The following is a 14,033-nucleotide window of genomic DNA, read 5'->3' as shown; positions in this document are numbered from 1 at the left end:
GCGCCTGCTTCACGCCGATCGAGACGACGACAACCTCGTCCGCCTTGCCCGCTTCCTTCAGCCGGATCGCTTCTTCGACCGCAATCTCGTCGAACGGGTTCATCGACATCTTCACATTCGCGAGATCAACTCCGCTCCCGTCCGCCTTAACGCGAACCTTCACGTTGTGGTCAATTAGGCGTTTTATAGGCGCAATTATTTTCATTGGCTTTTGTCGTTTTCAAAATTTGCAATGGTGGTAACGGCCCGGATTCCGAGCCGTTACTCGGGATGGGTCCCTGTCAATTCGCAGTATAACCGCCATCTACTACAATCTCTGCTCCGTGAACGAACGATGACTCATCCGATGCGAGGAACAGGACCGCATTCGAAACCTCTTCAGGTTTGCTTGGTCGCTTGAGCAGCGTCGCCCCCAGAATTGCCTGCCGGGTAACTTCGTCGGCGTGTAGCAGATCTTTTGTCATGGGAGTATCGATGACACCGGGATGGATCGAATTCACGCGTATGCCACTTTCAGCCAGGTCGACTGCGCAGGATTTCGTCAACATCCGTACGGCGCCTTTGGATCCAATGTAGGCTCCCGCCGAAGCGGCTCCAACAATCCCATAGATTGAAGAAATATTGATAATAGATGCCTTTTCGGCCTCTTTCATCAATGGAACCGCGGCTCGGATGCCGAGATAAATACCGCGTACATTGACGTTGAACGTCATGTCAAATTCGTCAGGCGAGGTTTCGTGGAGCGGCTTAAGAATGAGAATGCCAGCGTTGTTCACTAGCACATCAAGCCGACCAGCACTTGATTGCACCGTAGAGATGACATTCTTCCAATCTTCTTCAAGCGTCACGTCATGTTGAATGAATTCCGCCTTCCCTCCGGCTTCAATGATACCTTTCACTACGCTTTCAGCCGCTTCCGTGTCACGGTCGGTTACAAATACATGCGCACCTTCACGTGCCAGCGTTTCACAATGGGCTTTTCCCATGCCCATCGCTCCACCTGTTACCAGTGCGACTTTTCCGAATACCCTTCCCAAATCTCTCTCCCTAGTTTTCATGAACAAATTTAATTGGTTCCGCCGGGGATTCTTGATGCCCGGCGGAATTCTTTACACCTTCTCGGCAGTGCGGTTGCGGATCAGGGATGTATAACCTTCCTCCTTCACTGCATTAATGGCATTTCGGTAATTGCCAATCCCGGCCATGTAGAACATTACTGCATTCTTCTTTCCGGGGATATTTGCGCCGAAGATCCAGCTTTCAGCTTTGGGGAAGAGTGTCATGTCGGCGATTTCACGACAGGTGCGAACCCAAGCATCGCGCGCTTCCACGGTTGGCTCCACATTTCGAACCCCCTCTTCTTCCACCGTGCAAATCGTGTCAGCGATCCATTCGACTTGCGTCTCAATGCTGGGGGGCAGGTTGGTGAAGGGGCCATTAGGGCCAAGGATCATGAAGAAGTTCGGGAAGTCGACCTCCATCATGCCGAGGTAACCGAGCGGGCCTTCCTTCCAAGTGTCGCGCATGGTCACGCCTCCGCGTCCGCGGAGGTCCATTTTGACGTAATTGCCGTCGACCGCATCGAAGCCAGTGGCAAAGATTACGATGTCAAGCTCATGCTCCTCGCCGCTTTCGAGACGAATGCCGTTCGGAGTGAACTCTGCGATCGGATCGGCCTTAACGTCGGCGAGGGTCACGTTGTCTCGGTTGTAGACCTCGTAATAGTTGTTTCCGCAAAGCGGGCGCTTGGCGTAAAGGTCCTTCGGCGTCAGTTTCTCTGCGACCTTGGGGTCCTTCACGATTTTCTTGATTTTGCCCTTGATGAAGTCAGCGGCCGCATCATTGGCCACTTGGCTGGTCGCAATATCGCAAAAGGTGCCAAACATGAAATAGAAACCACCGCCGCGCTGCCAGGCGGCTTCGAAGACCCGCTCCCGTTCTTCGGGGGAGGCGGTTTCGGCGGGCTTGACGCTTTCTTCGAAGCCGAAGGCCACAACAGAATTCTTCACTTGATTCCAGATACTATCGTAGTTTGCCTTTTGCTCTGCGATGGTAGCATCGTCTTGCGGGGTGTTCCCAATCGGCACGACATATTGTGCAGAGCGCTGAAAAACAGTCAGGTGTTTTGCAACTGGTGCCGTTGCTGTAATAACCTGCACACCGGTCGAGCCAGTGCCAATAATGCCCACGCGTTTGTTGCTCAAGTCCACGCCGTCGGGCCAGGCACCTGTGTGTAAGATACGGCCTTTGAAATCATCGATGCCCTTGAATTTTGGAACATTCGTTGCGGACAAGAGACCGAGGCCAGTGACAAGGTATTTGGCGGTAACTGTCTCACCACTATCAGTGATCACGTTCCAGAGACCGGTTTTTTCATTATAGTGCGCGCCGTCCACCTTGGTGTCGAACTTGTAGCTGCGTCGGAGATCGAGATGATCCGCCACCTCGTTCATGTATTCGAGGATCTCGGGCTGGGTCAGATACCGCGTTTTCCAGCGGCCTTTTTGAAGCAACTCTTTGTCAAAAGAATAGCGGTAGACATAGCTTTCCGTGTCCGACAGCGCACCGGGATATCGGTTCCACCACCAGGTGCCGCCAACGTCACTGGCGCTGTCATAGCCCCGGACGTTCAGTCCCTGCTCGTTGCGAAGTTTGTGGACGGCGTAAAGCCCGCCGAAGCCCGCGCCAATGACGACTGCGTCGTAATCCGCTCCGGATGTTTTAGTAATCTCAGTCTGAATGTTCATGTCACTCCTCCCAGAGTAAGACTGCTCCGCCCCGCAGTTTGCGGGTGAGATGGCAGATGAATGTGTCGTAGGGGTTTCTCTCGCACCGCACCGCACCGCACCGCAATGCAGTGCGAGTACAGGTGTCAGAGGGCCTGATACCATGCGGCGATGCGACCAAGTTCCTCGTTCGCCTCGGGCGCGCGTCCCGAAAGCGCGGGAAAGACATGCTGCATGCCTTCGACGATAGACAGGGTCACATTTACGCCCTGTGCCTTGGCCTTTTCGTGCAACCGCTCGGCATCGCTCCTAAGCGTCTCAGCCCCTCCGGCATTGATATAAAGCGGCGGGTAACCGGTGAAATCGTTCTCCAGAGGGTTGGCCAACGGATTTAGCTGATCAGTGCCTTCACCGAGGAACATTCCCGCCATCGCTTCGAGAATCGGTTTCCCGACTAGCGCATCGGTTTCCGCGTTGGTTTCCAGTGTTTCCCCGCGCATCGCCATGTCTAGCCAGGGCGAATATGCGATGACCGCTCCGGGCAGTGGCAGCCCAAGTTCGCGAAATTTCAGCACGCTGGCGATGGCAAGATTGCCGCCAGCACTGTCGCCAGCGGTCAGAATATTTCTTGCCTTGAAGCCCTTATCCAGCAATGCTGTGTACGCGGCTACCGCATCTTCGATCTGCGCCGGAAATGGGTGCTCGGGTGCGCGTCGATAGTGCAGGATGACCGACGTAACCCCAAGCACCTTAGCGAGGTGCCCTGCCATTTTCCGATGACTATCGGCTGAGCCGACGGCAAAGCCGCCACCATGAGTGTAAACAATTACACGCGAGGTATCGGCCCCGACAGGCAGTGCCCAGATAGCCTCGACTCCTCCGATATGATCGCTTTTGTAGCTAACGTTTTCCGGCTCTAGAGCAGGCTGCCCCCATTCATCGAACATGCTGCGCAAGTTCGCGATCGTCAGGTCTGGGTTCTCGACCATCTGATCGGTCCAATTCTGATAAAGCGCCCGCAGCGTATCCGCTTCTCTACTGATTTCCATATTTATCCTCCCAAGAGTAACATTTGGCAAAGCCACCACCTGACGTCGCCAATCTCGGAGGCGTCAAACGGTCTGAGGCGTACGCCAATGATCTCAGAGTAAGGGCGAAGAATGCACCGTGTATTGAACATACCTGCTTTGGAAATTGTATGATCTTGCTCAGCCTGTCGTGAGGCAGATATGCCTGCTACTAGGCTCTGTTGAACAAATTCCGTGCGGGATCCATCTTATGAACCCGGCTTGGTAGCCGGGGTGCATGAGCAGACTGCACCCCCGACCTACAACACCAGGAACTTGCGAGCCTACAATGAAGCGCTCAAGCGCCGGGGCGCTCTGGCAATCTGGTTCGACCCCGAAATGAGCTGGGAGGCCGCGCCGATAGGCAGTCGTGGCCGGCAGCAGACCTACAGCGATGCCTCCAGCCAGACCTGCCTTTCCATGAAGGTGTTATTCGGCATGGCGCTCCGGTAGACGACTGGGTTCGTCTAGAGCCTGCTGCAGCTGGTTGGTCTCGTCCGGACTGTGCCCGACTTCAGCACCCTGTCCCGGCGTCAGAAGACCCTGGCCGTGAACATCTCGAATCGCGGCTCCAAGGGGCCGCTGCACCTGCTGTCAGCACGCGTATCAAAGTCGCGGGCGAAGGCGAGTGGCACGCCCGCAAGCATGGTGGACCCAAACGGCGCGTCTGGACCGAGATCCATCTCGGGGTTGACGAGGAAACACTGGAGGTTCGCGCAGTGACGAGGTCACAGGGAGCCACATCGGCGATGCATGGGTTTTACCCGACCTCCTCAACCAGATCCCGGCGGACCAGTAGATCGGCAGTGTCATGGCTGACGGTGCCTACGACACACGGAAATGCCACGACGCAATTGCTGACCGTGGTGCCCACGCCGTTATCCCGCCACGCAAGAACGCAAAGCCATGGAAGACCATCACCGCCGGAGCCGTGGCGCGAAACGAGGCCCTGCGCGCGGCGAAGTGCCTGGCTCGCGCGCTCTGGCGACGATGGAGCGGATACCACCGCCGAAGCAGTGTCGAGACGAAAATGAACTGTGTCATGTCGCTGGGGCATCGCCTTATAGCGCGGGACTTTGACCGTCAGGTCGCGGCACTCCCAGTCCGCATCGCCGTCCTGAACGGATACACTGCACTCGGCATACCCGTTACGGAAGCTGTGGGATAAGTTTATCCGGGGAAAGGGCAACCACGGCCATCACCCCATTTGCAAAACAAACTCCCTCTACCACAGAAAGACAACTTATCTGCCGGTGATCGTGGGAAACATGCTGACATGTTCCTCCCCGGTCGCGAAAACTCTTTCTAAATAACGAGGCACCCTCCAGCCGCAAGGATCCTCTTTGACATGCGCGCTGAAGAGCGCGGTCAACCGATCCTTGCCGATATTTTTGGCGTGGTGCATCAGGCCTCCCCGCCAGCGGGGAAATCCGTAGCCGTAAATCATTACTAGGTCGATGTCTTGCGGTTTTTCTGCTACGCCTTCGTCAAGGATATCGCAGGCTTCCGCCACCATTGTGAGCAAGAGCCTTTCTACGATTTCGTCAGCTGAGAACTCGCGGCGAGTGAAGTTCATTTCTTCTGAGACACGGAGTATTTCGCTAGCGACCAGCTCCGAATGTGAGGGTTTGCCGTCTGGCCCATAGTCGTACCATCCGGCGCCCGATTTGCGTCCTAGGCGTTTGTGCTTTTCGACCAGCCGCTCGACCAAGGGCACGTGACCACAGCAGTTCCCTTCGGCAACTGCCTTGCGACGGATATTCGCGTAGGCGATGTCCAGCCCCGACATGTCCTGTGCAGCATATGGACCCATCGCCATACCGAATCCGCGCATAGCCGCGTCGATCTCGTCGACATTAGCCCCCTCCACCAGAAGGCGATTAGCGGCGCGACGGTAGCTCGACAAAATTCGGTTTCCGATGAAGCCATCGCAAACACCAGACAGTACCGGGATTTTACCAAGCCTGTGCGCCAGCACAAGTGCTGCACCTAATGTTCCGTCTGACGTTCGGTCGCTCCTGACGACTTCCAGAAGTTTCATAATATGCGCAGGACTGAAGAAATGCATCCCTACAAAGCGTGCCGGGTGTTTCAACCCATCAGAGAGCCGATTTACATCGAGATAGGATGTGTTTGTGGCAATGATGGTCTCGGGTGGCAGTGCGCCTTCGAGTTCGGTCAGGATCGCGGTCTTAACCGCAAAATCCTCGAAGGCCGCCTCGATTGCTAGATCGGTTGGTGGCAGAGCGTCATAGCCTGAGACCGTAACCAGCCGGTCTTCAACCGTCTTTGCCGCATCGACGGACAGAATACCGCGACTGATACCCTGATCAATCAGCTTTTGCAGGTTTTTACTGGCCCACTCGGCGGACGAGGCACTACGTTCGACGACAGTCACCGAGATCCCTGCGGTCGCCAGCGTGTACGCAATAGCTGCGCCCATATTGCCACCACCGACCACGATGGCGGTTTCAGCATCTCGGGAAGGTCGGGGGTAGGCGCGCCCCTTGTTGGTTGCGGTACGCTCGGTGAAGAAAACGTGCCTAAGGGCCCGCGCCTGATCCGAGGTACGAAGGTCCAAAAACGCAGAGCGCTCGCTGGCTAGTGCGTCGTGCAGCGGCGTCGTCGCACTGGTCGCGACTAGGTTCACCGCAACCTGCGGGGCATTCTGGCCAGGCATACGCCGCGCTACATGCGCTCGGGCGACTTCCGCTGCGACGTGGTTTGGCTTTGGTGAAGGAAGATTGTCGGGTGCCTGTGCCGCCTCAAGTACATCGTCATCGAGAGCTATGGCCGCGCCAAGCGGGTCATCGGCTAGCAGCTGGATCAGTCCCATTTTCAGTGCCTGCTCGGCGGAAACAGCCTTCCCGGTGACAATCATGTCAAGCGCAGCTTCAATACCGATAAGTCGCGGCAGTCTTTGGGTTCCCCCTGCGCCAGGCACGATCCCCAAGTTTACCTCTGGCAAGCCCAGTTTGGCAGAAGTTGAGGCGATGCGATAGCAGCAAGCCAGAGCAATCTCTAGTCCCCCACCAAGCGCAGCCCCGTTGATTGCTGCGATAGTAGGAATCGGGAGGTGTGCAAGTTGCATCAGCACATCATTTAGTTGTGGATCAACAGGCAACTTACCGAATTCCTTCGCATCCGCGCCCGCGACGAAGGTCGTTCCTGTGCCGGTGATAATCAGCCTGGTAGCCCCAGTTTCGAGGACTTTGAAGATACAGTGTTGTATTCCAGCCCGAACCTCCGCGTTGATTAGGTTAAGCGGCGAATTGTCTATGGTCAGAATTGCTGCGTCATTTGAGAAGCTTAATTCAACAGGCATGGGCATCCTCACAGCACTGGCGCGCGATTGCGCGAGATAAATTTGGTAATGAGATAGCCTTCGAAGGTTTCCGTCCCGCCTTCAGTCCCATAGCCGCTGTCTCTCACGCCTCCAAACGGAGTCTCGGGCAGAGCGAGGCCGAACTGGTTGATGCTTACCATACCTGCCTGCAAACCCGCAGCTGCTTTATCTGCACGCTCTAACGAATTGGTAAAGACATAGGACGCCAGCCCGAAGGGTAGCCCGTTGGCCCGCGACAGTCCGTCCTCTATGTCACGAAAAGACGAGACGACAGCAATCGGGCCGAAGGGTTCTTCGCGCATCAAGTCAATGTCGTCGTTGGGCGTATCGACGATTGTCGGGGCATAGAAGTTACCATGATTTCCAAGCCTTTTGCCTCCCGTCAACACCCGTGCGCCGTTTTCGCGGGCATCCTCGACGAGCTTTTCCATCGCATTCACGCGTCCGCGATGACACAATGGTCCCATCTGCGTGCCTTCGGCTAAACCAGCGCCCACCTTTACGCTCTCAAATGCTGAAACTAGTTCGGACAGAAATCGATCGTAGATGCCTTGTTGTACGTAAAACCGGGTTGGGGCGATGCACACCTGGCCTGCATTGCGCAGCTTGTTGACCGCCAAGGCGCGCGCCGCGGCCGTGGCATCGGTGTCGTCGAACACCAATACGGGCGCGTGACCGCCGAGCTCCATCGTCGCCCGCTTCATATGGCGGCCAGCCAATTCTGCCAGATGCTTGCCCACCTCGACCGAACCGGTGAAGGTGATTTTGCGCACCTCGGGGCGCGCAATTAGAGTTTCCGAAATGAAGGCCGCATTACCCCAGACAAGGTTCAGACAGCCTTCGGGCAATCCTGCATCCAGCAGATAGCGAGCAATTGCCATGCAACCCGCCGGAGCCTCTGCCGGGGCTTTTAAGATCATCGTGCAACCTGACGCAAGCGCCGCCGCGACCTTGCGTACCGCTTGGCTCAGCGGAAAATTCCAAGGCGTGATGGCAAGGCAGACGCCTATCGGTTCGCGCACGACAAGCTGCTGTACCCGCGGGCTGCGTGATGGAATGATGCGCCCATAAATGCGCCGACATTCCTCGGCGTGCCAGTCAACGTGGTCAGCCGAGGCGCGGACCTCAGCCAAAGCCTCAGCCAGCGGCTTGCCTTCATCGAGAGTGATCCAGCCAGCGATCAGTCTGTCATTTTGGCGCAGCAGGTCGGCAAACCGCCGCAAAATCGCACTTCGTTCCATGGGAGAGCTGTTTTTCCATCGGCGAAAAGCTGATTCGGCCGAGTGAACCGCATGGTCTAGATCTGCGGCGCTAGCCTGCGGAATCTGTCCGATAGTTTGCCCGTTTGCAGGGTTTATGACTGCACGATCCTCTGGCGTGGGAGAAGCGATCCAGTCTCGTCCGATGAGGTGCTGGATGGTCGGATAATTCATTTCTTTCATGGCATTATGCCCTCGCTTAGTTGTGTCATCCGCAGGATCCGGCACGAATGGGACTAGGTGGACGACCTTAATTTTCCGCATAGCGGGAAAGTTTACCGCAGTATTGACTCGGACGTTATCGATCGTTTAGGTGTGTTTCAAGACGCATAATTCTTTCCGAGGAGGGATATCGTGAGACCAAGGAAAGACCGCACCAAGGATGCCGAGAAACAGGATCGCGATTTTGTCACGGCGTTGGCGCGCGGCTTGGAGCTGTTGCGGGCCTTTCGGCGGGAAGGGGAGGCTCTGGGGAACGGTGAGTTGGCCGAGCGCACTGGCCTGAGCAGATCGACGGTCTCCCGGCTGGCCTATACACTGAACAAGCTGGAATACCTCAGCTACGACCCGGATACAGCACGTTATCGACTGGCCCCTCCAGTGCTTTCGTTGGGTTTCTCCTGCCTTGCAGGGATTCCGCTGCGGCAACTGGCGAAGCCCTTTATGCAGGAGCTGGCTGATTACACAGGCATGCCGGTGGCCATGGCCAGTCGTGACCGGCTATCGATGGTCTATCTGGAGCGGTGCAAGGGCACTAATGCCGTCACGCTGGCGATCGAGGTTGGTGCCCATATTAAACTGGCCACGACCGCGGTTGGTCGCGCCTGCATAGCGGCGCACGACCCGGATGAGCGGGCCAGAATTCTGGCCCTTGTGGAGGAACATGAAGGCGACAACTGGCCGAATGTGCAGCCCGGAATCGAAGCAGCTATCGCAGACTACCAACAGCACGGTTACTGCACGTCCTTCACGGAGTGGAAACGTGATGTGAACGCTGTAGCGGTGCCCTTCGTGCCGAAGGACGGCTCACCCATTATTGCCTTCAACTGCGGTGGCCCTTCGCAAACCCTTACGCGCGACTGGATCGAAAGCGACGTCGCGCACCGCCTTGTCGATCTTGTCCGCCGCGTTGCGGCGGTCGCACCCTGAACAATAGAGAGCATCATGGCCCTTGATAAAGATACCCTTTCCCAGTTTCTCGACGCGCTCGACCGCTTCGTGAAAGAGCGACTAATCCCTTACGAGGATCGCGTCGCCGACGAGGATGTGATTCCGCCGATGCTGGTCGATGAAATCCGCATGATGGGCCTTTTCGGCATGTCGATCCCGGAAGATTTCGGCGGGCTCGGCTTGTCGATGATAGAGGAAGTGCAAGCCGCTTTCGTTCTTGGCCAGGCTTCGCCTGCGTTCCGGTCGCTAGTTGGCACCAACAACGGGATCGGCTCTCAGGGAATCATCATCGATGGAACCGACGAGCAGAAGGCGCAGTATCTACCAGCTCTCGCGTCCGGAGATATGATCGCATCCTTCGCCCTAACCGAGCCAGATGCTGGGTCGGATGCTGGCAGTCTGCGCACTACGGCGCGGCGTGACGGTAACGATTTCCTTCTGAACGGCACGAAACGCTACATTACCAATGCACCGCGTGCCGATCTATTCACGGTTTTTGCCCGGACCAATCCAGAGGCGGAAGGTTCTGCCGGCGTAAGCGCCTTTCTCGTCGAGGCAGGGACGCCAGGCATAACGCTTGGCCAGCCTGACAGGAAGATGGGGCAGAAGGGCTCGCACACATGCGACGTCATCCTTGACAATGTCCGCGTGCCTGCCGCGAACATTATCGGCGGGCCGGACCGTCTGAACAAGGGCTTTAAGACAGCAATGAAAGTCCTTGACCGGGGCCGACTGCATATTTCTGCCGTCTGTGTGGGCGCCGCCGAACGGCTGATCCGTGACAGCCTATCCTATGCGATGGAACGCAAACAATTCGGTGAACCCATCGCTGAAAAGCAACTGATCCAAGCCATGCTGGCTGACAGTCGCGCCGAGGCCTTCGCAGCGCGTTGCATGATCGAAGAAACAGCACGCCGCAAGGACGCTGGTCAGAACGTGTCGACTGATGCTGCCTGCTGCAAGATGTTTGCCAGTGAGATGGTAGGTCGAGTGGCCGATCGCGCAGTGCAAATCCACGGCGGTGCAGGATACATGGCCGAATATGCGGTCGAGCGCTTCTATCGCGATGTGCGTCTCTTCCGCATCTACGAGGGGACAACCCAGATTCAGCAAATACTGATCGCGCGGAATATGATCCGCACTGCAGCAGCTTAACAGGAGCGAAGACAAACTATGGACTTCAATTTCCTTTCCACCCCGAGGATCGTCTGCGAGAGCGGTGGGCTTGGCCGGATCGGCAGCCTGATGCAAGATTTGTCTTGCACCCGTGCGCTGGTCGTGACGGACCCGGGCATATTGGCCTGTGGTTTTGCGGACGAGGCAGCCGCCTCACTTAGGGCTGCTGGCATCGAGGTTGAGATTTTTCATAAAGTCGAAGCGGACCCCCCGATCGCTGTCGTCGAGGCCGCGGTAGAGGTCGCGCGGGCCTTTGGTGCTGACGGAATCATCGGACTTGGCGGCGGCAGTTCACTGGACACTGCCAAGGTCATCGCAGCGGCGGTAGCCAACGATCAACCGATTACGGACATGATCGGGATTAATCAGGTCACCGATAAACGCTTGCCACTGATCCAGGTGCCAACCACGGCAGGGACCGGATCAGAGGTAACATGGGTGTCCGTGCTGACTTCGGAAAGCCACGAAAAAAAAGCGGTATATGCACCGCAGCTTCTGCCTGACGTTGCCTTGCTAGATGCAAAGCTAACATTGGGAATGCCTCGTCACATCACAGCGGCCACGGCGTTAGACGCAATGGTTCACGCCATTGAGGCAGTAACCAGTCGCACCAGAAAGAATCCCATTTCCGATGGAATGGCGGACAAAGCGCTGGTGCTTCTCGGTCAGAACTTACCAATCGTCTTGGAAACGCCCTCGGATCTGGCAGCGCGAGAGGCCATGCTGTTGGGGGCGACACTGGCTGGGATGGCCTTCATTAATGCCAGCGTGGGGGCGATTCATGCCTTGTCCTACCCACTGGGAACAGGTTTCAAGGTTCCTCACGGGCACGCAAACGCTCTGGTCGCAGGACCAGTGATGCGGTTCAACATGCCCGTTGCAGAAGCTGAATATGCCCGCCTATCGCGGTTACTACTGCCCTCGAGGCCTTTCAACTCTGATGCGGCTGCAGCCCATGGCCTGATCGACGAGATGGAACGATTGCTAGTCGAAAGCGGACTTGAGTCTCGACTTTCTTGTGTCGGAGTGACCGAGGCAGCCATTCCCGGAATGGCTAATGAGGTCGTGACCGGTATCACGCGATTGCTGGAGACCAACCCGCGCGATATGACAGCCGAAGATGTGGCGCGCCTCTATCAGGAGGTGCTTTGATGGCTGGCTCATTGGACGGGATCAAGGTGGTCGATCTCAGCCGCGTGCTGGGCGGGCCTTATTGCACCCAAATGCTTGCGGATCATGGTGCCGAGGTCATCAAGGTGGAGCCGCCTCAGGGCGACGAGACCCGCAGTTGGGGCCCGCCTTTCAATGATGAACTCAGCGCCTATTTCTCTGGCGCCAACCGCAACAAGCGGTCCATCGCTATCGATCTGCAGCAACCGGAAGGGCGCGACCTGATTTTGCGGTTTCTTCAGGATGCGGATGTTTTAGTTCACAATTTTAAGTCTGGTACTCTTGAAAAATGGGGGCTTGGCTATGATGATGTGCTCAGGAAACGTTTTCCTAGACTGGTACTCTGCCACGTGACTGGATTTGGTTCCGATGGCCCACTTGGCGGCTTTCCCGGCTATGACGCTGTGGTACAAGCTATGACAGGCCTCATGAGCATCAACGGCAATCCCTCCGACGGCCCGACACGCATGGGTACGCCCATAGTGGACATTGGCACCGGTCTGATCGCCTGCAACGCTGTTCTCGCCGCACTTTTGGAACGGGGCCGGTCCGGATTGGGCCAAGCCATCGAAGTGCCACTATATGATTGCGCGATCAGCATAATGCATCCGCAAGCGGCCAATTCCCTCATGTCCGGACAGATACCAGTGGCGACCGGCAATGGGCACCCAAATATCGTACCATACGACATGTTCGAAACAAGTAACGGCAAACTCTATCTGGCTATCGGTAACAATGGTCAGTTCGCAAAACTCTGTGACGTGCTCGGCCTACCGGAGGTGCCCTGCGATCCACGATTTACCGACAATGCCGCGCGTCTTGCACATCGGTCAGAGATGACGAAGGTCTTGTCAGAGTGCCTGGCGCAACATGACGCCTTCGAACTTGAGCCGGTGCTTTTGAAAGCTGGAATTCCCGCTGGAGTCGTTCGGAATGTTAATGAAGCGTTGGAGCATCCGCATACCCGACATCGCGGCATGGTGGTATCGGTTGGCACCTACCGCGGCACCGGCGTACCAGCACGCTTGTCGCGTACCCCCGGAGCAGTTCGCGTAGCACCGCCTCGCTTCGGGCAGCATAGTAGGCAGTTGCTTCGCGAGGCTGGACTGACAGAAGCTGAAATCGACAGATTGACTCAAGCGGATGTCGTTCGAGAAGAGCAGCGGATGCGCGAGACGACTTAAGCCGAAATCTCAGTTCAAGTGGACGATCACGAAAAAATTCAGGGAGGCCAAGATGGAAAGACTGCTCATATCACCGGACCGGATACCCGAATGGATTCCCGGTAAGACAACATTGGACAGTTCCAGGTGCAACTGGAACGGCATTACGCTGAAGGGCTACCGTTATGAGCAACAAGACGCGGCAATTCCCCCAATGCGTGACTACATGATTGTCGCTTATGACGGCGCGCCAACTACTATGCGCCGCAAGAGTGGCGGCCCATGGCAAAGCGCGCGCGTAGGGAAAGGCAGGATTTCCTTGCTCACGCGTGCAGAGGAATCCACCTGGAGTTGGTCCGAGTCTATCACGGTCAGACACGTCTATCTCAGTCACAGCGACCTCGAAAACACGGCCCTTTCGGTCTTTGATCGTGACCCGAAGTCCATTGAGATCAATGATTGTCTGTCTGCGAAGGACCCCTGTATCCTGAACTGCATCCAATTGCTAGAGAATGAGCTAAAGAACGGTGGGATCGGCCAGCGTTTAATCATCGACGCCCTGCGCAGCCAGATCGCCGTTCACCTTCTGCGTCGATACGCCAAGGTCTCGATAACCAGCAACGCAAACTCTAACTTCAGCTCTGCTCAACGGCAGAGAATCATCGATCTTGTTGAAAGCTGCTTAGGTGAAAACCTCAGCCTGGAAGACATGTCCGCATCTATCGGTTTCAGCCAGTTTCACTTTTCGCGTCAGTTCAAGGCGGAGTTCGGGTTGGCACCCTACGCATACGTTCTGCGCAAACGTATATCGAAGGCCAAGGATATGCTGAAAAATGGTAACGCTCCCCTGAAAGTAGTCGCACTCGACTGCGGTTTTGCAGATCAAAGTCACTTCAGTCGAACTTTTCGAAAAATGACTGGCGTGACCCCCGCAAAATTCCGGCGCTTAGAATAAT

At 56.4% G+C, this 14,033-nt stretch carries 10 protein-coding genes and 2 pseudogenes; 6 read left to right on the top strand and 6 right to left on the bottom strand.

The window, feature by feature from the left end; all coding sequences use genetic code 11:
- From ACXAED_RS25310 to ACXAED_RS25295, 4 genes and pseudogenes are all read right to left on the bottom strand, one after another.
- Nucleotides 1-205 (bottom strand): annotated as a pseudogene (locus tag ACXAED_RS25310) (electron transfer flavoprotein subunit beta/FixA family protein); the annotation flags it as partial.
- A gap of 76 nt (nucleotides 206-281) precedes the next feature.
- Nucleotides 282-1,058: an SDR family NAD(P)-dependent oxidoreductase gene (locus ACXAED_RS25305; protein WP_009827024.1), complete on the bottom strand. Its 777-nt coding sequence runs from the start codon at nucleotides 1,056-1,058 to the stop codon at nucleotides 282-284.
- Between the two features lie 51 nt (nucleotides 1,059-1,109).
- Entirely contained in the window at nucleotides 1,110-2,747 is a 1,638-nt protein-coding gene (locus ACXAED_RS25300) for a flavin-containing monooxygenase (protein ID WP_009827025.1), read from the bottom strand.
- Between the two features lie 125 nt (nucleotides 2,748-2,872).
- The gene (locus tag ACXAED_RS25295) at nucleotides 2,873-3,775 is read right to left on the bottom strand and encodes an alpha/beta hydrolase (protein ID WP_009827026.1); all 903 of its coding nucleotides are present in this window, start codon (nucleotides 3,773-3,775) and stop codon (nucleotides 2,873-2,875) included.
- Between the two features lie 252 nt (nucleotides 3,776-4,027).
- Between ACXAED_RS25295 and ACXAED_RS25290 the strand changes: the two are divergent.
- Nucleotides 4,028-4,961: pseudogene (locus ACXAED_RS25290) on the top strand (IS5 family transposase).
- Between the two features lie 75 nt (nucleotides 4,962-5,036).
- Here ACXAED_RS25290 and ACXAED_RS25285 read toward each other — a convergent pair.
- Together ACXAED_RS25285 and ACXAED_RS25280 are read right to left on the bottom strand one after the other, a co-directional pair.
- Nucleotides 5,037-7,118 carry an FAD-dependent oxidoreductase gene (locus ACXAED_RS25285; RefSeq protein WP_475054557.1) on the bottom strand — a complete coding sequence of 694 codons (2,082 nt, stop codon included), beginning with the start codon at nucleotides 7,116-7,118 and terminating at the stop codon, nucleotides 5,037-5,039.
- Nucleotides 7,119-7,126: 8 nt separating this feature from the next.
- The gene (locus tag ACXAED_RS25280; RefSeq protein WP_232272174.1) at nucleotides 7,127-8,581 is read right to left on the bottom strand and encodes an NAD-dependent succinate-semialdehyde dehydrogenase; all 1,455 of its coding nucleotides are present in this window, start codon (nucleotides 8,579-8,581) and stop codon (nucleotides 7,127-7,129) included.
- Between the two features lie 171 nt (nucleotides 8,582-8,752).
- On the opposite strand from ACXAED_RS25280, the gene ACXAED_RS25275 reads away from it, so the two are divergent.
- From ACXAED_RS25275 to ACXAED_RS25255, 5 genes are read left to right on the top strand one after another with little or no spacing between them, the layout of a single operon-like run.
- The gene (locus tag ACXAED_RS25275; protein WP_007120594.1) at nucleotides 8,753-9,547 is read left to right on the top strand and encodes an IclR family transcriptional regulator; all 795 of its coding nucleotides are present in this window, start codon (nucleotides 8,753-8,755) and stop codon (nucleotides 9,545-9,547) included.
- A 15-nt stretch (nucleotides 9,548-9,562) separates the two neighbouring features.
- Entirely contained in the window at nucleotides 9,563-10,723 is a 1,161-nt protein-coding gene (locus tag ACXAED_RS25270; RefSeq protein ID WP_007120593.1) for an acyl-CoA dehydrogenase family protein, read from the top strand.
- A gap of 18 nt (nucleotides 10,724-10,741) precedes the next feature.
- Entirely contained in the window at nucleotides 10,742-11,896 is a 1,155-nt protein-coding gene (locus ACXAED_RS25265) for an iron-containing alcohol dehydrogenase (RefSeq protein ID WP_274836319.1), read from the top strand.
- Nucleotides 11,896-13,098, top strand: a complete 1,203-nt coding sequence (locus tag ACXAED_RS25260; protein ID WP_274836320.1) for a CaiB/BaiF CoA transferase family protein — start codon at nucleotides 11,896-11,898, stop codon at nucleotides 13,096-13,098. The genes ACXAED_RS25265 and ACXAED_RS25260 overlap by 1 nt, the downstream gene beginning before the upstream one ends.
- Before the next feature lie 52 nt (nucleotides 13,099-13,150).
- Nucleotides 13,151-14,032 (top strand): helix-turn-helix domain-containing protein, encoded by an 882-nt coding sequence (locus ACXAED_RS25255; RefSeq protein WP_274836321.1) that lies wholly within the window; start codon nucleotides 13,151-13,153, stop codon nucleotides 14,030-14,032.
- Nucleotide 14,033 lies beyond the last annotated feature (1 nt).

Source organism: Leisingera sp. ABM4_103 (assembly GCF_056158685.1).
Note: the sequence above shows the minus strand (reverse complement) of the source record. Positions and strands in the feature narration are given on the sequence as shown.